Source organism: Kitasatospora sp. NPDC005856 (assembly GCF_040629945.1).
Lineage (GTDB): Bacteria > Actinomycetota > Actinomycetes > Streptomycetales > Streptomycetaceae > Kitasatospora.
Map to the genome: position 1 here is coordinate 126,893 of NZ_JBEXWT010000011.1, position 21,515 is coordinate 148,407.

Here is a 21,515-nt window from a genome sequence, read left to right on the forward strand (position 1 = left end):
CGTCACGGCAGGTCTCGCCGACGGCCCGTCTGGCTTCGAAATCCTCCGTGGCTTGCTCATCGCGTCTGAACCCGTGCTGTTCAGGCAGCGCCTGGCACAGGTTCGGCGGAACATGTGCGCTCTGGTGAAGGCCGGTTGGAAGCGATCGCGATCGCGTGCCTCTCCTCCCGTTCGGTGACGATCTGGAACAGCAGCTCGGCGCCATGCCGGTCGAGCTCGACGTAGCCGAGTTCAGCGTCGTGTAGGCGACCTCGAACTCGTACTCCTTCATCAGCCGGTTGAGGATTCGTTCCGCCGGTCCGGCGCGTGGACGGCAGCCGCGTGCGAAGCCCGACCTCCTCCGCAAGCGAATGCTCCTCGCAAACTGAACATCGCTACGTGCGGACTTCACAGAATCGCGCCCGATCCAATCTTCGGTGGCCGCTGTCGCCGAACCTCGATCGCCGCGAGTGGGAGACCGGCAACCACATCGAAGCTGAACCAGATCCCGGTCTCGTGAGCACCGCCAGCGGGGGAGACTGTCGGTGCCACCCAGCACAATCGCGCTATGCATACCAAGATGGCAGATGCCAGCGCCCACCCAGGCCGGAACTTCCATGCTCTGGTCGAGGCCGGCGCTGTGCTGTACATCGCCGAGTGCGACGAGCTGAATGCCCTGAAGGTAGGTGTCACAAGCCGGGCCAGTCGCACCAGCCGGATTCGACGGCATGCCCGACACGGGTGGCGCACGACGGCTGAGATCCTCTTCGAGGATGGACGGCAGGCCTTCGTTGCGGAGCAGGCCATCCTGGCATTCCTGCGGGCGTGCGGTGCGCGGGAAACCCTCAGGCAGGACCAGCTGCCGCAAGGCGGCTACACGGAGACCATCGCGTTCTCCCGGCAGGCTGGCCTAAGTGCCGATCAACTGCTCGCGATCGCTCGAGTCGCCACCAGGATTGTGAAAGCCACCAGGAGCGCGCCCTACACACTCCGGGCGACGGTCACGCAGCTGGAGTCAGCCGCTGCTGAAGTAACCGAGGAAGTCCGGTCTCTGCGCCGCGCCGGCCGTCGGCGGGAGGCAGACAAGTTGGCCACCGAGGTGCGGACTCAACTCGAACAGATCGCCAAGTGGTGCGACACCGTGATCGACCTCGTACAGAGCCGACTGGCTGTCTCGACGACATCGGCATAGGCAGGGCCTGCGGCTGTGGGTCGACCCCCCGCCGGGGGCGAGCCGGAAACTTCCACAGACCAACGGAGATCGTTCACGGAACTGCAGCCAGACCCGTTCTCGCGAACAGAGCCGCACTGATAGTCGTGACGGGCAAGGCCCGTCCGACAGCCCCTCCCCCGCTCCCGAAGGGCTCCGAGGAGCCGCACCACCCCACCGCGCCCGGTGGACACAGCGGCGGTGGCGCCGCTCCTGAGATCGAGCAGAGCCCGACCGAACCGGTCACGCGAACCGGCAGCGTCTCGTGATCGCGAAGCCCGTCGCTCGGAGGTGGCCCGGGCTCGCGCAACGTTCGTGTCGGTTTCCCGCCGGACAGCGGCTTCACCTGCTGGTTTTCTGAGGGCATGTCCAACGCAAGCAAGTCCTCGCACTTCCGATCCCTCCACACGCCTGCTCGCCCACTCGCACTCGCGAACGCCTGGGACGTCGCCAGCGCCCGCGTCATCGAAGCCGCGGGGTCGACCGCGATCGCCACCACCAGCGCCGGGGTGGCCTGGTCGCTCGGCGCCCCGGACGGGGACCGCGCTCCCCGCGGCCCCGTGCTGGACGCCGTCGCCCGCATCGCGTCCGCGGTCACCGTTCCGGTGACCGCGGACATCGAAGGCGGCTACGGGCAGAGCCCCGCCGAGGTCGCGGAGACCGTCACGCGGGTGCTGGAAGCCGGCGTGGTGGGGATCAACATCGAGGACGGCAACCGCTCCCCGGGCACGCTCGTCGACCGGCTCGCGGCCGCCCGCGGTGCAGCGCAGAGGGCGGGCGTCGACCTGTTCGTCAACGCCCGCATCGACACCTACCTGCTCGGACTGGGCGATCCCGCCACCCGGCTGCAGGACACGCTGGGACGGGCGTGCTCCTACATCGACGCCGGCGCGGACGGGATCTTCGTTCCCGGCGTCACCGATCCCGGTGTCATCAAGGACCTGGTCGCAGGTCTGACGGTGCCCCTCAACATCATGGCGGGGCCAGGCAGCATGCCGGTGGACGAGCTGGGTGCCCTGGGCGTGGCCCGTGTCAGCCTCGGTTCGAGCGTGGCGCAGGCCGCCTACGCCGTGGCACGGCATGCGGCGCTCGAACTGCACCGAGTCGGCGGCTACGACCGGCTCCGGCAGACCATCGACTACCCGGAGCTCAACAACCTGTTCACCACGACCGGCTGACCACCCCCGGTCACACGCCCGGGGCAGTCCGGACCCGGTGTGCCCTGCTTCCTCGGCTCTCCCCGCGAGCGCGTGCTGTCAGCCGCCGGTGGGGGGTTTGGGGAGTGCGCGGTGGGCGTACCAGGCCTCGCGGGCCCGGGCGCGAGTGCCGGTCGGGTTCGTCCGGTGCCAGGCGCTGGTGAAGCGGTTGAACTCGAACTGCTCCCCGATCGCGCGGGGCCGGAGCGTCTTCGCGCGCGTGGCATGCCAGTGGGCAACCGCGTCGGCCAGGGTCAGGCCGGCTCTCCGGGCGATGAAGTCGCGCATGAAGGCGTCGAAGCGGAAGCCGGGGCCGATCGCTCCGACGAAGTACTCCCGTAGGACCTGGCTGCACCGCTGGCCCGGCGGGATCACCGTGTCGCCGTTAACGGGCGCGGCCAACTGCGCGGTCGCCCGGGAACGGCCCGCCGGAGCGGCCGGTAGCGGCAGACCGTCCAGTGTCGCGGCGAGCCGGGCGGTGAGCGCCGCCTTCCCGCCGTGCCGCGCGACGCCCATCGAGCGGGCGAGAGCCGTCAGCTCGCCCAGCGTCCAGTACCAGCGCAGCAGTTCGTCGCCGGTGAGGCCGGCCGTCAGCGGGGGCCTGGACTCGGTGGCTGTCGTTCTGGTGTTCCGGCTCTCGATCACGGTCGTGATTCTGCCGGATCCTGTTCCGGGGGTTCGTCCCTGCATGCTCCCTCCCCCGTCACCTCTCCCCCGCTGGTTGCAGGCGGTGCTTCGAGGCTGAGGGCGGACGATTTTCCGCGGAAAATTCCACGGCCCCGGAGAGACGGCGTCGTCGGTGCGGGCAAGGACGCCCGCGCCTGGCCCGCCGTCAGTCTCGGCGGTGCTCGATCCGGGCGTGCCCGGCGTGCAGTTGTGGGGCCGCGTGCGTTCGGACTGCAGTACCCCGCGGGCCGAACCCGTCTGGGACCACATCAAGGACACTGCGGTGGCGTGAGTGCGGCCGGCCGGCCGCGACCTGACGGTCACCGGTTTCGTCTGCCGGGTAGGGCGTGTCTTGTGGATCATCGGACGGCCCAGATGATCCACAAGAGACGGCCTCACTCGCCGCAGCTATAGCCGCCGCACTCGTAGAGGCGTTCCCGCCTCGTGGCCTCCCGGTTCCGGGTGTCGGAGGCAGCGTCGCAGGTCCGCAGGTCGTGGTCGGCGGGCAGGGCGGTCAGTCCCCACAGCGCCACGGCCGCTGTCCCCCTGCGGGGTTCGGCCGCCCGGGCGGCCTTCAGTACCCGCTCTCCCGGCCCGGTGGTGGTGCGTAGCGGCGGCTTCGACACACCGGTGATCCACAGGGCGGCCCAGAGGGACAGCAGGAGGACCGCCAACGGGACGGGCCAGAGCCCGGGGAACGCGCGCGGCCACGCCAGGGTGGCCACGGCCATGACGGCCAGAGCGCCGACCAGTCTCGCCTTTCGCTGGTCCACCCACCTCACGCGTTCGACGAGTTCCTCGTCGTAGGCCAGGCCCTGCGCCGCGAGCCGTGCGCGCAGGGCCTTCGCCTCCGGGGACTCGTCCACCGTTCGGAGCAGCAACCTGAGATCGTTGGTGTGCGCGGACATGTGCGAGCGCACGGCCACCGCCTCGAATTCGTTTCCGGCACGGTCCCCGGTTCCCGCGCCCGCCCCGGTACCGGCCGCGGCGGGTGTGGTCAGCGTGACGTCACCGGAGCGGGTGGCGACCAGCCGGCCGTCCTCGTACATCTTCGTCACGGTCATCGCCCCCAGATTGCCGGCCAGGAAGGCGAGTGCGGGCCGTGTCAGGTCGAACTCCCGCCCGGCTGCGAGCCGTTCGGCCCGATACAACCCCCGCACCGCGCGGCGGCAGCGCACGGTGGTCACGGCTATCACCGTCCCCGCCCCCAGCAGAAGCACCAGGACCAGCCACATGACGTCCCCTCTCGCTGTCGGGCCCGTCCAAGTCTGTCGTCCGCGAGGGTGCCGGGCAAGCGACAACTGAGTTGTACAGCACGAGAGCTGAAGTTTCCCGGATACCCGTTCGCCCCGTGTGGCGGGCAGGGACGGGCGAGCCGGGGGCGACGGCGAGGCTCCGGTAGGGGCTGGGCCCAGCGGGCGACGAAGCCACAGCCGCCGGAGGACGGCGTGTGGATGGTGCTGCCGGGGGTACCCGCCCGATGATCCACAGGAAACGGCCTAGTACTCCAGTGTGACTTTGTGATCTTGTACTGAGTGTGACTGGGCGTCGCGGCGGATGAGTGGTCGACTTGGCGTGCGAGGCGCTTAGGGAGCCATTCCGGCTAACCTCCCAGCATGGAGCAGAACTACCCCCTCGTTCGCGACGCGTTCCCCGACCTCGTCGCTGAGCTGATCACCCTCTTGGAGGACGAAGAGGAGCATGATTTGGCCGTTCGCGTCCGGGATGTTCGGCTCGTCGCCCGATGCGACTGTGGCGATGACTTCTGCCAGAGCATCCGAACAGCCGTCCACCCGAAGGGACAGCCGTACGGTGAGGGCCATCGATGCGTGCCGCTCCTGCCCTCGAAGGGCATGCTTGTCCTGGACGTCGTGGACGACCGGATCATGTACATCGAGATACTGGATCGGCCGCCGATGAACGACCAGCACGACCTGCGTCCCTGATGCTCCCGGGGCGACCGCCGACTACGACGCTCGCACCTCGCCAACCCGGGAGCTCAGTCACACCGAGCCCGCGTGAGAGCTGGAACGGCCACCGCGTGATCATCGGGGGTTGTGTGGACTCCTGAAGATCGTGCGGTGGCCGTGGGCCACAGCCTAGACGCAGCCCGCTGGCGGGCGATGTTCGACCAGGCCATGGCCAGGGTCGCGGGCCGATTCCGGCGGGTGGAGCCGCGTGCGACCGCCCGTGCCTTCGTGCTCGGCCTGTTGTCCGGGATTGAGCGGAAGAACTGCTGGCGGCTGGCCGAGCAAGCCGGCCACGCCTGCCCCGGGCCGATGCAGCGGCTCCTGCGAAGCGCCCGCTGGGACGCGGACGAGGTCCGCAGCTACGTCTTCGACCACCTCGGCGCCGACGACGGCGCGCTGATCGTCGACGAGACCGGATTCCTCAAGAAGGGCGCCGCGTCGGCGGGCGTGCAGAGGCAGTACACCGGCACCGCCAGCCGGATCGAGAACACCCAGGTCGGAGTGTTTCTGACCTACGCCTCCAGCAGGGGCCGGGCACTGATTGACCGTCGGCTCTATCTGCCCGAGCATTCCTGGTGCCAGGACGCCGAACGCCGCAATGGCGCCGGCGTCCCCGACCAAGTGGAGTTCGCGACCAAACCCACCCTGGCCGGGCAGATGATCGTGGCAGCACTGGACGCTGGGGCGACCGCCTCCTGGGTGACCGGCGACGAGGCATATGGCCAGGACCCGGGCCTGCGCGCCCTCTTGGAGGCCCGCGGGATCGGATACGTGCTGGCCGTCGCCTGCAGCACCCAGGTGCGGATCAACCATGGGCGAACCGCCGGCCGCGCGGATACCGTCGCCGACCGCCTGCGCGCCTCGGCCTGGCACCGGCAGAGCGCCGGCCCCGGGGCGAAGGGGCCGCGCTACTACGACTGGGCCTGGGGCGAGACCGGCGCCGACGCCTGCCGGCACCTGCTGATCCGCCGCAATCCGAGCAGTGGTGAACTCGCTTTCTACCTGTGCTGGTTCCCGGAGCGAGTGCCGTTGTCCGAACTGGTGCGGGTGGCCGGGACCAGGTGGTGCGTCGAAGAGTGCTTCCAGGCCGCGAAGGGCCAGGCCGGACTGGACCAGTACCAGGTTCGCCACTGGACCGCCTGGCACCGGCGCATCACCCTGGCCATGCTCGCGCTGGCCTTCCTGGCCGCTCTCGCCGCCGACGCCGCACCGATCAGGTCCGCCCAGCCGAACCGTCCGGCGCGCGGCACCGACCCGATAGACCTGACCGTCCGGAGATCCGCCACCTGTTCGGCGCCCTGCTGACCTCACCGAACGCATCCCCGAGCAGGGTGCTGCACTGGTCAAACTGGCGCAGACGCCACCAGGCCATCGCTCGCCGCTGCCACTACCGGCGGCGACTCGATGCCTCTTTCTCTCCATAGATCACGAAGTCGCACTGGAGTACTAGACGCAACGCCGTTCAGTTAGGGCGGTCTGGGCTGTGTCAAGGGTCGGTTGCGGGCATGTTGATGCTGATGGTGGCCTTGTAAGTGGCCCGGTCGATGGCGGGTCCGCGTGCGTTGTACTTGGAGATCGCTCGTTTGACGATGCGGTCTTTGGTGCGGACCCGTCGCCCGGGCAGGAGCTGGGCCAGCACGTGGCGGCCGACGGTTCCGACCAGGTCGATCACGGTGTCGGCTGCAACGCCCGCGGCCAGCACGAGCTGGTCGCGGGCGGCGGACAGGGCGACGGTGAAACCGGCCCGGTCCGGATCGGCGCCAGGGACGCTGTCGGTGGCATCCGTCATGGCGGTCCGCAGCGCCTGGTAGGCGACCAGCAGCGCCCAGACCTCCTGCTCGACCCCTTCCGGGGTGCGGGCGCGCAGGACCCGCCCGCCCAGGACCGTGGACTTCAGCTCCGCGTAGGCCGTCTCTATCTCCCAGCGCTCGTGGTAGAGCCGGACGAGTTCGCGGGCCGGGTGCGTCGACGGATCGGTGAGGGTGGTCAGCAGCCGGTAGTGGCCGGTGCGGGTGCCTTTGGACGTCACGATGCCGATCTCGGCGTCGATGACCCGCACGGTCAGCGCGCCGAGCCGGGCCAGGAACGAGCCGTCCCGGCAGTGGGCGACCGGTGGCAGCCTGCGCGCGGACTTGCACCGCACCAGCAGGTGCGTGCCGGTCGCGGCCATGTGGTTGAGCAGGCCGGCGGCGGCGAAGTTGCGGTCGCCCAGCAGCAGCATCCCGGCGCGCAGATCGTCTGCCAGGCGGCCGGCGTACTCCAGCTCGCCGATGGTGGCCGGGCCGAACACCGCCCCGATCACCGTCCTCGTCCCGCAGGCCACCAGTGCCGCCAGCCGGACCTGCGGATAGCCCCCGGCCCCGCCGTGGCACCGCTGTTTGGCGAACACGTCAAGGTTGGCCGGGGAGTCCGGCACCGGTAGCAGCGTGCCGTCGACGGCCACGACCAGCAGCCCGCGCCACCGCGCCTGGGCCGCCGTCGTGGGCGCCGGGCCGCGCACCAGGTCGAACAGTGCCTTCACCGGCGCGGCCCCCAGGCGCTGGCGTGCCTGCCGTAACGCACTACCGCTCGGTCTGGCGGGCGCCGGACCCGTCAGGCCGGCGCACATCCGGTCGAAGACCTGCCGGTAGCCGAGCCCGGCGAACAACGCGCCCGCCAGCAGCAGATACACGGTGACGCGTGCCGGCAGCAGCCTGACCCGCCGCTGGACCGCCTTCGTCTCCGCCAGTACCTCATCGACCATCTCGAAGGGCACGATCCGGGTCAACTCGCCGATATGACCTGGTGCGAACGCCCCGTCGGCTACCCCGACCCGTCCGCGTTGTGGCAGCCTGTTCCAACAGCGGAGCTCCCGTGGTGAGGATGTCTTGGAGGACAGACCTCTTCTACGGGAGCTCCGCTGCTTTGCCTACCGGTCTTGACAAGCAGGCCCAACACCTAACTGAACGGCGTTGGTACTAGACGCCCTTCCACGAGCCGTACTCAGCGGGCCGGTGCACCCCACTGCGAGCCGGTCAGGAACTTCCACGCGATCGCGTCGATTACCTGCCGGTGATCACGCCACCGGCCACCCCGCTTCGGCGTCCGATCCGGCAACAACGGCTCCAGCCGTGCCCACTGCGCGTCAGTCAACGGCACGACCAGACCAACGATCCGATGATCGGAAAGAAGCACCCTAGCCGCCCGGGCGGCCAAGGCGGGTTCGGCACCTGCGCCCCGGGAAGTGATGCGCTTCCCGCTTCCACCGCCAGGCCGTCACTGCGGCGGAGCTCCTCCTCGCGGTGCACTTCGGGGAGAGCCCGATTTCCGTCTCCGTCACCTTCACTCCGGAAGGGGGATTGAAGGAGGGCGACAGCCCGCTGAGTGGTTCGCGTGATGGCCTGCCCGTCAGGCCTCGGCGCGACTTCTCCTGATAACAGCGGGGCTTTCCTCGGCTGCCATCCGCGTCGCAGAGGAAGGCGTTCCGCCACAGGTCCCGCTCACCGAACACGCGGACCGCCCATTCGTCGAGCAGGATGCCGAATGCCACCGCCGAATCGATCCCCGAAGCCGGAAACGTCCCGGCATCGTCCGTGCCGGCGAGATAGTCGACGTCGGCCCAGCCGCCTCGGAACAGCACCACCGACAGCTCGGCCTCCTCGGGGCCGGAGACAAGAACCCCCACCGAGTCGGGATCGGTCACTCGCGTCCTGTCCGTCTCAAGGCCCTGCGGCCACGGCGCCGTCTCGTCGCGCCACGTCATCTCGCCCACCACGAGACCAGCGGCCCGCCAGCCGGGCGTCCGTGCCGCCACCTCGGCAGCCACCTCGTCGAGATCCACAACCCTCTCCATGGGATGGATCACGGCCCGACCCGGCCGTGGCCTCCACCGAATTCCGACCGTACGACACGCGGGTGCCGCCATGCGTGACTGGTTGACGGTCAGGTCCGACTTCCTGGGTGCCGGGAATCCCAGGCTCGGATGACGGCGGCTCGCTGGTCCTCAAGACCGACGACGTCTCCGGGTTCGGCCGGGGCGAAGATGTCGACGATCTCAGGGGGCTCGCCCTGAAGGTCCGGAAAGCGGACGTACGCCTGCCGTCCGTTACTGAACTGGCGCAACTGTCCCGACGGATGAACGTCAGGACGGGCTCCCTGACAGCAGAGCAGACGACCGTCGCGCTCCAGCTGCCGCCGAGCCTGGGCGAGGTAGTCGAGGTAGTCGAGGTAGTCGGTTCCGCTGATCTCGGTGAGAACACCGTCGTCGAGGACCGCGATGCGTGCGTCGGAAGACGGACCGACGCGAAGGACGACAGGTCGGAGAGAGCCGTCCGGGTCCACGGTCCGAAGGCCCACTTCTTCGATCCAGATTGCCGGGGAGATGCTGCTGTCCGAGGTGCTGCCCTCGCCGAGCCCACTGTTCATGCCGACCATGATCGCTGCGGGAAGCCGACTCGGGAAGTGCTGGGCCGTCGGGAGGAGGACCCCGGATCCTCTCCTCGGCCGTCGGCGTCGCTCCGCGGATGCAGCCGGACGATTTTCCGCGGAAAATTCCCAGCCGCAGGATGCGCACCGCCAGTGCCGGACCGTCGAACCGACCGACCGGGCCGGCTCCCTGCTCACCAGCATCCGACGTGGGAGTCAGCAATGCTTCGGTGAGTCGTGCGCTTCCCGGCTCTACCGTCCGGCGGTTACTGACTATGCCTCCCCGGTACACCTCGCCGTCCAGCACCCCGGTACCGCGCGACTGCTCGGTGCCCCCGGACCGGCGGATCCATCCGGGACCGGCGGAACGGCCGGGAGACAGGGGACCCGCTGCACCGCTGCCCCGGTCGGCCTGGTCATCGGGGCCTGGCGGAGGATTCCGATTTTCCGCGGAAAATTCCGCATCACCCTCGAACCCTCCCCGGGACGACGGCTTCCGAGGCGCCGAATTTTCCGCGGAAAATTCGGCGCGCGGATCGCGGGTCACTCCCGGCGGACCTGAGCCGGTACGGAGAGGCAGGCCAGGTGCGCCGGCTTCCCCTCGGATGTCACGGGTGTGTCGTCGCGGGAACGAGTACCTGTGCTCAACTCCGGGACTGGCCCACTCCCCCGGTGGTGTCAGCCGAGCATTCGGCGCGCCGTCTCGCGCAGCTGGTCGTCACGGTGCCGCTGGGCCGGGAAGCAGGTCCCGTACTCGCGCAGCAGTCGGCGTTCGCTGGTCGCCCAGTGCAGCAGCTGCGGCTGCAAGTCGGACGGATAGGGAGGTCCGATCCGGTGGAGTGCCTGGAGGGCCCGCACACCCACGGGGCGGGACGGATCCAGCAGCGTGGTCAGGACAGGGAGCGCGACGGACGGGTCGCCGGTGATCCGCCAGTGGGCCTCGGCGGCGTGCAGCCGGGTCCAGTCGTAGCCGTCGTCGAGGTAGCACTCGATCAGCGGCAGCAGGGGAGCGGCCGCATCGCCCAGGCGTCCGGCCTCCTCCAGCCGTCGACTGTCCTCGGCGAGCTGGTGTGCCAGCAGGCGCAGGACGGTGCCCGGATCGTCGGTGAGGAGGGCGGGGGTGACGGCTGCCGCGGCTGCGAGCTCGTCATCGGTTGCGCGGGTGAGGGCTTCCAGACGGTCGAGGAGTCCGGCGTCCCGGATCGCCCAGTCCCCGAAGCGGCGGATGAGGGTCTGGGTGGGGCGGTCGCGCAGCAGGCGGGTGAGGTCGGGCAGATGGGTGCGGGCCTTCTCGGCGGAGAGAGCCTCGTAGAGGCTGTCCAGGTGGGTGGCGTCCCGGTGCCGCAGGGCGAGACGTTGGTGCTCGGGGTCGCGGGTACGGAGAGCGAGCGCGGCCAGCGCTTCCGGGGCCGGCTCGGGAACGTGGGTGAGGAGGCGCGGATCGCCGAGCTGACCGAGGATCGTCTGGGCCTGGCGGCCGGCGAGGGTGTCGGTGTGGACGTGGGGGAGGAGGTTGTCGGCGAGCGCCGGATCGGGACGGGAAGCCCCGACCAGGCACTGGGAGATCGTGCCGAGTACGTTGCCGAGGTCCCAGAGGTCGTGCTCGTGGCGGAGGGCTTCGGCGAGCAGACCGACGGTCTCGTCCTCGCGGTCGCGCCACATCGCGGACAGGTGTCGGGCCCGGTCTGTGCCGCGGCTCTGATGGTCCCCCTGCGTGATCCAGCCGCGGGCCACCGTCGCCAGGGCGTCCGCGTCCCCGGTCAGGATCCAGGCGCGATCGTCGATGCTACCGATCCCCGGGACGAACTCACGGGTACCGACGTCGAACCCGGGGTCGCCTCCGGCCTCGGCCAGGACGGCGACCACGTCGGCCGGGTAGGGCGCCTCTGAACGTTCCAGCAGGGCCAGAGCGCCGGCGGCGCGGACGGCCGGCACCGGGTCCGTCAGGGCCGATCGGAGGCGGCGGCGGGCGGCATCGCCGTCCGGGTCGAGCAGCGTCAGGACGGTGAGCGCCTCTGCGCGGACAGCGGCGGCAGGGTCGGAGGTGTAGCAGGCGGACAGCTCGCGCAGGACAACGGGGACGGTCTCGCCGGTGGCACGGCGGGCGACGCGCACCATGTTGCGGCGCACCACCGGGTCGTCGTCGCGCAGCAGGTGCAGCAGCCCGGCCACCTCGGCCGCGATCCGGGCACACCCCTGCACCTCGTCGTCGTACTCCGGCTCGGCTTCGGTGCCGCCGCATCCGGCCAGGGCGGCGAGCAGGTTCGCCCGTTCGTGGCGGGTGTGCGTCGCGGCGTGGGCGAGGAAGGGAACGGCCGCCACCGCGGCCGATGACACCGACCCCTGGTGCAGCGCCCGGCCGAAGAACTCGGACAGCGCCTTGTCCGCCAGGTGCCGGTCGTCGGAGTACAGGGCGCGTATCCAGCCGGGGACGTCGCTGCCGTCGCCGAAGGCGTGTCCCAGAGACGGCCAGTCGATCATGTGCAGCTCTTCAGGTGATCTCACACCGGCACACTCTAGGTACGGGCACGGACAGTGTCCGCGGCCGCGACTCCGGCCGCGACTCCGGCCGCGACTCCGGCCGCGACGAGGGGCTGGCGAGTCCGGCCCGAATCGACTCGACGCGATTCCAGTCCCTGCGCCGAGGGGCCGTCCGTTTCGCCGCCTCACCGATTTTCCGCGGAAAATTCTGCGGCCCTCCTTCTGCTGAAGTCGTCCGTCTCCGTCATCGGTCGGGCCGCCGACCGGCCATCAGGAGAGTCGGCCGGTACCCGGGGGATTCATCTCGGGAGCCTCCAGACGGTTGAATGCCAGGGTGGTGAACTGGAAACGGATGTACGACTGCCACGGGAGCGTCGATCGCGTTCCCGAGCTCCTGGGCCGTGCGGAGCGCGAAGGCGATGCCGAGGCGTGGACGGAGCTCGGGTACCGGCTGTGCCTGGAAGGCGACCTCGTCTTCCCCGCGAGCTTCGCAGCCCTTCCCTGCCTCGTGCGCCTCGCGTCGAGCGACCAGCGAGCGCGCGCACTGGCCGGCACGATCGTGCGGCGCGCGGCGGGGCACCACGGCTGCGACGATCTGTTCGCCGACTGCGCCGAGACGATCGCTGAGCTCCGTGTGCTGCTGGACCGGTACCTGAGGTCGCGGCCGGACGACTACCTCGCGGCCTTCCTCGACCTGCTGGCCGCCAACGCGCAGTACCACTGGAGCGCCGCCCTCGGGGACTTCACCGACGACTTCTACCACCTGGCCTGCCCCCACTGCGCTGTGGAGGTGACGATCGCCATCGGCGACCACGGGCGCTACTCGGCGATCCGCGACTGGAACCTGGGCGACGTGGAGCGACGCGACCTGCGGCCGACGGCCGGTGAGGATCTCTCGGGGACCGGTCGCTGGATGCACGACACCGCCGTCCGGGACGGGCAGCAGGTACTCGCCGCCGGGATCAGGTATCTCTTCGGCCGTGCCGAATGCCCACGCTGTGCCAGCGTGTTCGGCATCGCGGACGAGTACACGGCCGCCGAGTGCCCCGGCTGGTAGCGATCGGCCGTCCAAGCGTCGGGTCCTCCGCAGGCGTGGGCAGTACGACAGGGTCACGCGACAACGACAGTTCGAGCCGTACCGAACGGCTTGCCCGGGCACGGGCCGCTCTCGGTGGGCACGATTTTCCGCGGAAAATTCTTCGCGGTCGGTGTGACCACGGCTGCGAGGTGTCGGGCCTTCGGCCGCACGGGCGCGTAAGCCGAGACTCTGGTGCCGTGGCCCTGCCGGGGTTCGTCGGATGCCTCGGGATTTTCCGCGGAAAATCCCGAGGCATCCGACGGGCAACGAGCCAAGGTGGTCCGAGGTCCGAGCAGCCGCAGACCACGAATGCGGATGGTCGGGGCGGACACAGGCTTCAGGTCTCAGACGTCACGGCGCCAGCGGTCGCCGGCGAACCGGCTCAGCGCGACCTCCAGGTCGAGCGGCACCACCTCGGTGGGGCCCAGCTCCCACACCCGGACCCAGCCGTCCGAGGTGGTACGGGAGCGCGGTGGCTTCCGTCCGGGCACCGGCCTCATCACGAGGTAGTACGAGCTGATCAGACCGAGGGAGCCGGTCTCCCTGTTCCTGTGGGATCGGATCCTGAGCACCCGTACCTCCGCCACGTCGTCCCACCGCAGCCGCAGCCTGCGGCCACCGTCGAGCTCCACGCCCTCGTCGTCGATCCGCAGTCGCGTCGCGACAGCCCGCAGGGCCAGTGCCCCGAGGACGAGGACGCAGAGCGCGCCGAGCAGTGCGGACCCGTGGCGTACGAGCAGCAGCCAGGTCCGGTACCAGTCGTCCCGGACGCCCGATCCCGAGGACATCGGGGAGACCACCAGGAGGAACACGACGACCGGCGCCAGCAGATCGAACGCCAACGCCCGCAGGGCCCCGAGACTTCGCACGCTGCTCCTGAGCACCACCTCGCGCGGCCCTGATACATCGTCGGGCAACCCACCCGGCGCCCCGTCGGTGAGCCGCGACCTCAACTCGGCGTGCCGGAACTGGTAGACCCCGCCGACCCGCCGCAGCACGCCCAATCGGCGGCCGTCCTCAAGGAAGCCCAGCACGTCCCGTGGCAGACGTCGCCTCCCCGCCAGGACGAGGCACGTGGCGGTCCAGCGGCCCCACCGGCTGAGGGCCATCAGCACCGCGGCCGAGCACGACCAGCTGACGACGAGGGCACCACCGATCAGCAGCGGATCGCCGTTGAGCCAGTGGAAGAACGCCAGCGAGGTGCCCGCGACGGCCGGCGCGACCAGTGCGGCTTCGACCAGAGCGATCCGGCGCTCGTCGCGCAGCAACTGCCTCGGCCTGGCCGCCATGTCGAACTCGGTCGACCGCGTCAGGAGTACACCTGAGAGGACGGGGAGGAGGAAGACGCACAGGCTCGCCGACGTGGTGCCGGGCAGGGCCACGCCGACGGCCGTCGTGGCAACGGCCGACGCGGCCAGCAACAGCCGGCCGCCGGTTCCGGCCGCCGGCCGTCGCGGGCGATTGTCGAAGCCGCTGAACAGATGCCTCGTGAAGACCCGTCCGAACGCCGTCGCGATGACGGCCATCGCGCTGACGGCCCCGAGCGCCTGGCCCACTTCCGGGACCCCGATCCCAGGTCGCGGGGGAGCAATCCCGAGGAGGGCGGCCAGCCCCGCGATCCCGTAGCCGACCGCCGTGCCGCAGGCGGCCACCACGACGAGGACGACGGCGCCCCAGACACCCGGCTCGGTCAGCAGGCTCCGCAGCTGCCACCAAGCGATGTCCTGGGTGCGCCGGCGGCGCAGGTCATCGGCAAGGAAGCGGAAGTACGCGGGCGCGCAGTCGGTCCTCCAACGGCGCACCGGCCCGGGAAGGTAGGACGGTCGCGGCCCCTGCGCGCAGACGGCCGGGATCAGCCCGTCCAGGAGATGGCCCTCGATGTCCGCCTGCGTGGGCAGCCGCGTCGCATCGAGCAGCTCCCGAGGATCGGACTCCTTCGGCGCGTACACCGTCGCCGTGAGCCAGAGCATCAGCGGAGAGGACAGGGCGGTGGCGACCGGGCCCTCGGGGTCGCTCTCCATCGCGTCGAAGAGCGTCTGCCAGGGGCCGATGCGGTCCCGATGACACATCTGGGCGAGGTACGCCCTGCCGGCCCGCGGCGGGACCGGGCGGGCGCGCAGGACGGGCACACCGCGCAGCACCGGCGAGGAGTCCACGGCGTGCTGGTACGCCTCGGGCCGGGACGTCAGAACCAGAGGGTCCTTCGTGCCGAGCGCGCGCTTCAGCGCCTCCACCGCGTTGCCGCGGGCCAGCGGCAGCAGCTCGTCGAAGCCGTCGAGCACGGGAACGATCCGCCGATCCCGTACCAGGGACTCGACGGTGGGCCGATCCAGACCTGCCACGAGACGCCCGTAGTCCTCGCCGATACGCCTGATGACCCAGTCCTGGATGCTGATCCCCGGCTCCCAGTCCGACATCGACAGGATGACCGGGACGCTCTCCCGTGAGCCGGGGACCCTGGCTTCCAGCAGCTCGACCACGATCAGGACGACGAGGGAGGACTTCCCCGCCCCGCCCGGACCGGTGACCACCAACTGGTGCGGTGTGAGCGCCCGGACCCGAGCGACCACTTCCTCGAACCCGAGATGTTCGGGAAGCTTCGCGTTCGAGTCGCTCCCATGGGCCGGCTCCAGCTCCCACGGGACCACCATCGGAACCCGCTCCCGCAGACCGCGCACGTTGGCCTCGTCACGCCACTGCTCCAGGACCTCGCGGGCAAGCCCGTCCAGGGCGGCTTCCTCGCCGTCGGCGGGGACCGGCTCTCCGCCTCGGGGAGCGGGGGCGGAGCCGAAGTGGACGGAGCCGATGCTCCCCGCCTGGACCACGTTCCCGGGCGATCCCTCGATGTTGTTGTGCACCTTTCCAGTCACGCCGACATGCTGTCAGGCCAGCGCATGCGCGCGAGGGGCTTCCGGTGGACCAGTTGCGGCTCCTCGATGGTGTGCGAAGGCCGGTTGGAGGCCGACGACCTCGGCCGATCGTGGAATTCCACGCCGGGCGACTTCCGCAGACAACGCTGAGAACACAAAAGACATATATAAACGATCTATAGACATCGCATCGTCGGGCGTGCCCTGCTCGGGCCGCAGACCCCACGAAGCCGACGGCGAGTCCGGGTTCGGGCCCGGGGCCGAGTCCGGCCGTCACTTCGACGGCCGGACTCCGCGTCCACGGGGATGCGGAGCATACGTGCCGGTCTGCCGGGACCGATGCGCCGGCGCCGACGAGCGGCTCCCGACCGAGGTGTACGCGCGGCTTGTCTGCCCGCGAATGCGCCCCCCACCCGCAGGGTGCCGGCGACCTCGGCCGGTGCCTCCATCCGCCATGCCAGCGCGAGGGCTTCATCGCTGTGGCGCCCGAAGCGTCGAGCGGTGTGTCCCAGGCACAGGCCGGCCGGCCCGAGCAAGAGGCTCCCCGGCGCAGCCCGTGTCCTGACCTGCACGCACCAGTGCGCGACGAAGTCCGCGTCGTCGTCCTGCGATGCGGCCCCGACCAGGGCATCCGCCGCCTCACGCTCCGCCGAACGGTCACGCGGAGGCAGCTCCGACGCCTCGACCACCACTTCGCGGGGCAGCGCAGGAGGGTTCTCAACGCTCAGAGGGGACCGCACCCCGGGAGACTGCGCGGACCGCGTCCAACAGCCACCGCGGTCGCACCGTCCAACGGAACGGGGATGCCATGAACTCGCCGAGGGCGGCGTAGGGAATTGTCGACACGGCGCGCTGTGTGCTGGTGGCAGTGTCAGTACCTCGTGTCACTGTGCGATCCATGATCAACAATCTTGAGGGCCTCGACCTCGTCGACTGGTCGTCCATGGGGCATGCCTACGGTCCGGCCGACGAAGTCCCGCTGTGGCTGGAGCAGATGGCCTCGCCCGACCCCGATGTCCGGGAGAGGGCCTTCAGCAGCTTCTACAGCTCGGTCCACCATCAGGGCGACGTCTACTCGTGCACGGCGGCGAGCCTGCCGTTCCTTCTTGCGCTCGCCGACGATCCCCAGGTGCCCGACCGCGCGGCCGTCATCCGGCTCCTGCTCAGCATCGGCAGCGCGGCGCTGGACCGCGACCCCGACGGCGTCTACTACAGTCCGTCCGGCCACGCGTCGACGCCCTACGCGGATGTCGTGCCTCGGATGCGTGAGCGCATCGAGGACTTCGTCCGGCACGCGGCGGACCCGGACCCGCAGGTGCGGCAGGCCGCCGTCCCGGCCCTCGGGCTGTTCCTCGACGACGCCGAGAGGGCGCTCGCCCTGCTGCGTGAGTGGCTCGCGGCCGAGAACGGCACCGTGGAGCGGCTGCTGGTCATCGAGGCGGCCGCGACGCTGGCCCGACGACTGCCGGAGGCGATCGGTCCGGTGACGACCTGGCTCGCCGACCTGGCGGCCGACCCCGCGTTGGACCCGGACATCCGGCTCGCCGCCCTCGTCCACCGGGCCGCCTGCACGCCGGAGGCGATCGACGACGGCCTCGTTCCGACGGCGACCGGTCTGCTCCAGCAGCTCACCCCCGTACCGGAACCCGAGGACGAGGACGAGGCCCGACCGGCGGACTGCGGGCAGTGCACCTGCGCGGACATCGCCACCGACCCGGCACCGGACCGAGGCGTCCCGCCGCAGATCGCCGAAGTCTTCGCCGACCTCGACCGCCACGGCCGCGTCCACGCCCCCACCACCGAACTGCTGACCACCTTCCACCGGATACTGGACGCGCGGGTACCCGAGCGCACCGCCCTGCTCACCGCCCAACTCCGCAACCCCGACGCGGCCACCCGCTACGACGCCATCGCCATGACCTGGGACCTGATCCGCTCCTGGCGCGGCAACCACACCGGCCTCGTCCTCCTGCTCGCCGACTGCCTGCTCCCCGACGACCCGTACACCACCGCCGAAGCGGCCGAAACCCTCGGCAAGCTCCCCGCCGCCCTCGCCGAACCCGCACGCGAAGCCCTCGCCGCCCTCGTGGAAGCACACCGCACCACCCACGGCCCGAACGTCTGGGCCGCACGGCACCCGCTGCTGCGCAGGGCCCACCAGCAGGCGGTCACGACGCTGGCCGGCCTCGGCGACGAGCGGGCCCTGCCCGGCCTGCTGACGGCGCTCGACACCGGCACCGACGACTGGCGCGCCGTGCGGGGCGCCGGCCGTCTCCCGCAGGCCGCCGGGGAACTGGTGCCGAGGCTGATCCCGCGCCTGGCCGACGCGGACTTCTCCTGGCCCTGGGGATCCGCCACCGCGCTGATGGCCGCCCTCAACCGGCTCGGCGACCCGGCGGCCGTACCCGCGCTCACCGCGGCCCTCACCACCGCCGTCGAGCAGGAGCAGTGGCAGACCGCCGGCGCGGCCCTCTACGCGCTGGGCTCCATCGGCACCGGCGCCGCGTCCGCGCTGGAGACGGTCCGGCCGCTCGCCGACGCCGAGGACCCGGACCTGCGCTTCGCAGCCGTGAAGGCCCTGTGGGACATCGAGAGCGACCCCACCGATGCCGTGCCGCGGCTGACCGCCCTGCTCGACACCGGCAAGGACCACGACGCCGCCGACGTCCTCGGCCGGATCGGAGGGCCGGCTGCCGCGGCACTGCCCCGCCTGCGGCAGCTGTCCGAAGCCGGGCATGCCTGGACGCGGGTGCACGCCGCCGCCGCGATCCACGACATCGGTGGCCCGGCCGAGGCCGAGGCCGTCCTGTCCGTGCTGCTGAAGGCATGGGAGGAGAACGACTCGACCGCCGGCCCAGTCATGGACTGCCTGCAGCGGATGGGACCAGCTGCCGCACCGGCCCTTCCACGGATCCACGCCGAACTCACCCTCGCCCGCCGAGGCGGCGGCTTCTTCGGGAGCGTCGAAGACGACGAGGCACTGCAACGCGCCGGCCGGGCCGTCATCGACCAGACAGCCTGAGGACGACACCGCAGCCACCGGTGACCCGGTCGGCGGCGGGGCAGGCCCGCCCCGCCGCCGCCCACTCGCTCGCCCTGGTCGTGCCGATGGTCGACCCCCAGGGACACCTCACCGAGTAGGAGCAACCCCCGCGAGTGCGGGGCCGACATGCAGCAGAAGATCAAGGCCACCCGGGCGAAGGAGCAACCCCCGCGAGCGCGGGGCCGACGAGAACAGCCTCCGGGAACAGATCCTGGCCGCAGAGCAACCCCCGCGAGCGCGGGGCCGACCCGGGCCGGGCCCCGAAGCGGCTCAGGTGGGGAGAGCAACCCCCGCGAGCGCGGGGCCGACAACGTACACCCGAATACCGGCAGCGACTACCGGGAGCAACCCCCGCGAGCGCGGGGCCGACCCGGCGGTGAGGCCGGCCTGGAGGGTGGCGGAGGAGCAACCCCCGCGAGCGCGGGGCCGACTGAGTGCAGCAGCGCGCACTACAGCTCCTCCTCGAGCAACCCCCGCGAGCGCGGGGCCGACACCCAGGAGGAGCGCCGGGGGCTGGGTAGCCGGGAGCAACCCCCGCGAGCGCGGGGCCGACCGCCGGCCCCTACCCGGGCTGGTGGTCCCAGAGGGAGCAACCCCCGCGAGCGCGGGGCCGACACCACGTGCGCGCCGGCCGGAGCAACCCCCGCGAGCGCGGGGCCGACGATCTGCGCGCCGATGAAGTCGTAGTCGGTGACGGAGCAACCCCCGCGAGCGCGGGGCCGACACGCTCCTGGACACCGTGCTCGAACAGGGCCGGGAGCAACCCCCGCGAGCGCGGGGCCGACGAGGAGATCGGCCTGACCATCGAACCCACGCACGAGCAACCCCCGCGAGCGCGGGGCCGACATCAGCCTGCGCATCGAGACCTGGGGCGTGGTGGAGCAACCCCCGCGAGCGCGGGGCCGATTAGAGAACCTCGACGTTCGCACCCGACGGCCGGGAGCAACCCCCGCGAGCGCGGGGCCGACGGCTACGACAACGACACCCCGTGGGGGCGGCAGGAGCAACCCCCGCGAGCGCGGGGCCGACTGGGGATTGGGCAGCCCCAGACGGCTGGCCACCGAGCAACCCCCGCGAGCGCGGGGCCGACACTCCTCGTTCTGGGACAACCAGAGCTACCGGGGAGCAACCCCCGCGAGCGCGGGGCCGACCCCACCGGCGCCGGCCGGCTCGACGACATCCTGGAGCAACCCCCGCGAGCGCGGGGCCGACGAACACCTCACCGCACAGCCCGACTTGAAGCGCGAGCAACCCCCGCGAGCGCGGGGCCGACTCTTGGCCAGCCTTGAACACGGTGTTCCTCCTGGAGCAACCCCCGCGAGCGCGGGGCCGACCAGGAGGAGGCCTTCCTCCAGGGAGCTGACGAGGAGCAACCCCCGCGAGCGCGGGGCCGACACGACTACGGTGGTGGCGCCGAGGCGCCGACCGGAGCAACCCCCGCGAGCGCGGGGCCGACGTTGGCGCATCACCCCAGGTCAATCGATAGGAGGAGCAACCCCCGCGAGCGCGGGGCCGACCCCTTCGGCCTGGAGGTACTGGCATGACGCACGGAGCAACCCCCGCGAGCGCGGGGCCGACATGCCGACCCCGGACTCCTTCGCCTCATCGGTGGAGCAACCCCCGCGAGCGCGGGGCCGACCCGGAGGCCACCCACGCGTCGTGGATCGCGCCGGAGCAACCCCCGCGAGCGCGGGGCCGACGCCTTGGTGACCTCGCCCGGGGTGTACTCCGAGGAGCAACCCCCGCGAGCGCGGGGCCGACCAAGGGCCCCGAACTATCACTGAGCTGTGATAGGAGCAACCCCCGCGAGCGCGGGGCCGACTTCCCGCCCGAGGAGATCAAGGCGGCGATGGAGGAGCAACCCCCGCGAGCGCGGGGCCGACTGGTGGACTGCGGGGGCCGGTGCCGGGAGCGGCGAGCAACCCCCGCGAGCGCGGGGCCGACTGCCACCGCAGCGGCCACCATGGCGAGTTTCGAGAGCAACCCCCGCGAGCGCGGGGCCGACGGGCTGGGTGACGACGGGTTCGTCTGGGCCGAGGAGCAACCCCCGCGAGCGCGGGGCCGACGACCGGTAGCGAGTTAGTGCCAACTGTGCCCAGGAGCAACCCCCGCGAGCGCGGGGCCGACTCGGGGAGTGGTGGCGCAAGGACGGCCCCCGCAGAGCAACCCCCGCGAGCGCGGGGCCGACCCATCACCATCAAGGCGCCGTCCGTCGAGGCGAGAGCAACCCCCGCGAGCGCGGGGCCGACCCATCACCATCAAGGCGCCGTCCGTCGAGGCGAGAGCAACCCCCGCGAGCGCGGGGCCGACGGCCAGGTAGACGTACGTGGTGTGCATGACCGGGAGCAACCCCCGCGAGCGCGGGGCCGACGGGACGTAGCCGTGGTTGTTGCTGCTGTCGCTGGAGCAACCCCCGCGAGCGCGGGGCCGACACATGGACGCACACACGAAAAGGACCCCGGCCGGAGCAACCCCCGCGAGCGCGGGGCCGACGATGACGTCGCTCATGACGATGCACTCTTCTCAGAAGGCATCCGCAATCCGCTTGTGACGTATGACTTTTCGCTGTTCAGACATGGTGTGCGGGGTTGGGCGGCAGGGTTTCGGCGTCGGGTTGT

At 71.1% G+C, this 21,515-nt stretch carries 13 protein-coding genes, 2 pseudogenes and 1 CRISPR repeat array; of the genes and pseudogenes, 6 read left to right on the plus strand and 9 right to left on the minus strand.

Features of this window, described 5'->3' with window-relative positions:
* Positions 1 to 134: 134 nt before the first annotated feature.
* Positions 135 to 233: pseudogene (locus ABZ449_RS09850) on the minus strand (AAA family ATPase); the annotation flags it as partial.
* Positions 234 to 547: 314 nt separating this feature from the next.
* Here ABZ449_RS09850 and ABZ449_RS09855 point away from each other — a divergent pair.
* Both ABZ449_RS09855 and ABZ449_RS09860 read left to right on the plus strand, forming a co-directional pair.
* The gene (locus ABZ449_RS09855; RefSeq protein ID WP_360343008.1) at positions 548 to 1,171 is read left to right on the plus strand and encodes a hypothetical protein; all 624 of its coding nucleotides are present in this window, start codon (positions 548 to 550) and stop codon (positions 1,169 to 1,171) included.
* A 383-nt stretch (positions 1,172 to 1,554) separates the two neighbouring features.
* Positions 1,555 to 2,367, plus strand: a complete 813-nt coding sequence (locus tag ABZ449_RS09860; protein WP_360343011.1) for an isocitrate lyase/phosphoenolpyruvate mutase family protein — start codon at positions 1,555 to 1,557, stop codon at positions 2,365 to 2,367.
* A gap of 78 nt (positions 2,368 to 2,445) precedes the next feature.
* Here ABZ449_RS09860 and ABZ449_RS09865 read toward each other — a convergent pair whose 3' ends face one another.
* Both ABZ449_RS09865 and ABZ449_RS09870 read right to left on the minus strand, forming a co-directional pair.
* On the minus strand, positions 2,446 to 3,030 hold the full coding sequence (locus ABZ449_RS09865; protein WP_360343014.1) for a DUF6434 domain-containing protein: 585 nt from the start codon (positions 3,028 to 3,030) through the stop codon (positions 2,446 to 2,448).
* A 416-nt stretch (positions 3,031 to 3,446) separates the two neighbouring features.
* The gene (locus ABZ449_RS09870; RefSeq protein ID WP_360343017.1) at positions 3,447 to 4,286 is read right to left on the minus strand and encodes a hypothetical protein; all 840 of its coding nucleotides are present in this window, start codon (positions 4,284 to 4,286) and stop codon (positions 3,447 to 3,449) included.
* A 381-nt stretch (positions 4,287 to 4,667) separates the two neighbouring features.
* On the opposite strand from ABZ449_RS09870, the gene ABZ449_RS09875 reads away from it, so the two are divergent.
* Together ABZ449_RS09875 and ABZ449_RS09880 are read left to right on the plus strand one after the other, a co-directional pair.
* Positions 4,668 to 4,997, plus strand: coding sequence for a hypothetical protein (locus ABZ449_RS09875; RefSeq protein WP_360343019.1), 330 nt, complete (start codon positions 4,668 to 4,670; stop codon positions 4,995 to 4,997).
* 192 nt (positions 4,998 to 5,189) lie between these two features.
* Positions 5,190 to 6,445 (plus strand): annotated as a pseudogene (locus ABZ449_RS09880) (IS701 family transposase).
* A 62-nt stretch (positions 6,446 to 6,507) separates the two neighbouring features.
* Here the strand turns inward: ABZ449_RS09880 and ABZ449_RS09885 are convergent.
* From ABZ449_RS09885 to ABZ449_RS09905, 5 genes are all read right to left on the minus strand, one after another.
* On the minus strand, positions 6,508 to 7,851 hold the full coding sequence (locus ABZ449_RS09885; protein ID WP_360343055.1) for an IS4 family transposase: 1,344 nt from the start codon (positions 7,849 to 7,851) through the stop codon (positions 6,508 to 6,510).
* 152 nt (positions 7,852 to 8,003) lie between these two features.
* Positions 8,004 to 8,195: a transposase gene (locus ABZ449_RS09890; protein WP_360343022.1), complete on the minus strand. Its 192-nt coding sequence runs from the start codon at positions 8,193 to 8,195 to the stop codon at positions 8,004 to 8,006.
* A gap of 1 nt (position 8,196) precedes the next feature.
* On the minus strand, positions 8,197 to 8,841 hold the full coding sequence (locus ABZ449_RS09895; protein ID WP_360343025.1) for a hypothetical protein: 645 nt from the start codon (positions 8,839 to 8,841) through the stop codon (positions 8,197 to 8,199).
* Between the two features lie 101 nt (positions 8,842 to 8,942).
* Positions 8,943 to 9,425 (minus strand): hypothetical protein, encoded by a 483-nt coding sequence (locus tag ABZ449_RS09900; RefSeq protein WP_360343028.1) that lies wholly within the window; start codon positions 9,423 to 9,425, stop codon positions 8,943 to 8,945.
* A gap of 678 nt (positions 9,426 to 10,103) precedes the next feature.
* Positions 10,104 to 11,930 carry a hypothetical protein gene (locus tag ABZ449_RS09905; protein WP_360343031.1) on the minus strand — a complete coding sequence of 609 codons (1,827 nt, stop codon included), beginning with the start codon at positions 11,928 to 11,930 and terminating at the stop codon, positions 10,104 to 10,106.
* 298 nt (positions 11,931 to 12,228) lie between these two features.
* On the opposite strand from ABZ449_RS09905, the gene ABZ449_RS09910 reads away from it, so the two are divergent.
* Complete coding sequence (locus tag ABZ449_RS09910) at positions 12,229 to 12,963, plus strand: hypothetical protein (RefSeq protein ID WP_360343034.1); 735 nt, start codon at positions 12,229 to 12,231, stop codon at positions 12,961 to 12,963.
* Between the two features lie 365 nt (positions 12,964 to 13,328).
* Here the strand turns inward: ABZ449_RS09910 and ABZ449_RS09915 are convergent, their stop codons facing one another.
* Entirely contained in the window at positions 13,329 to 15,854 is a 2,526-nt protein-coding gene (locus ABZ449_RS09915) for a hypothetical protein (protein ID WP_360343037.1), read from the minus strand.
* An 898-nt stretch (positions 15,855 to 16,752) separates the two neighbouring features.
* Between ABZ449_RS09915 and ABZ449_RS09920 the strand changes: the two genes are divergently transcribed.
* A complete protein-coding gene (locus tag ABZ449_RS09920) occupies positions 16,753 to 18,876 on the plus strand; it encodes a HEAT repeat domain-containing protein (protein ID WP_360343040.1) in 2,124 nt (707 codons plus the stop codon).
* Between the two features lie 115 nt (positions 18,877 to 18,991).
* Positions 18,992 to 21,390: a CRISPR direct-repeat array (repeat unit 28 nt; unit sequence GAGCAACCCCCGCGAGCGCGGGGCCGAC).
* The last annotated feature ends 125 nt before the right edge of the window (positions 21,391 to 21,515 follow it).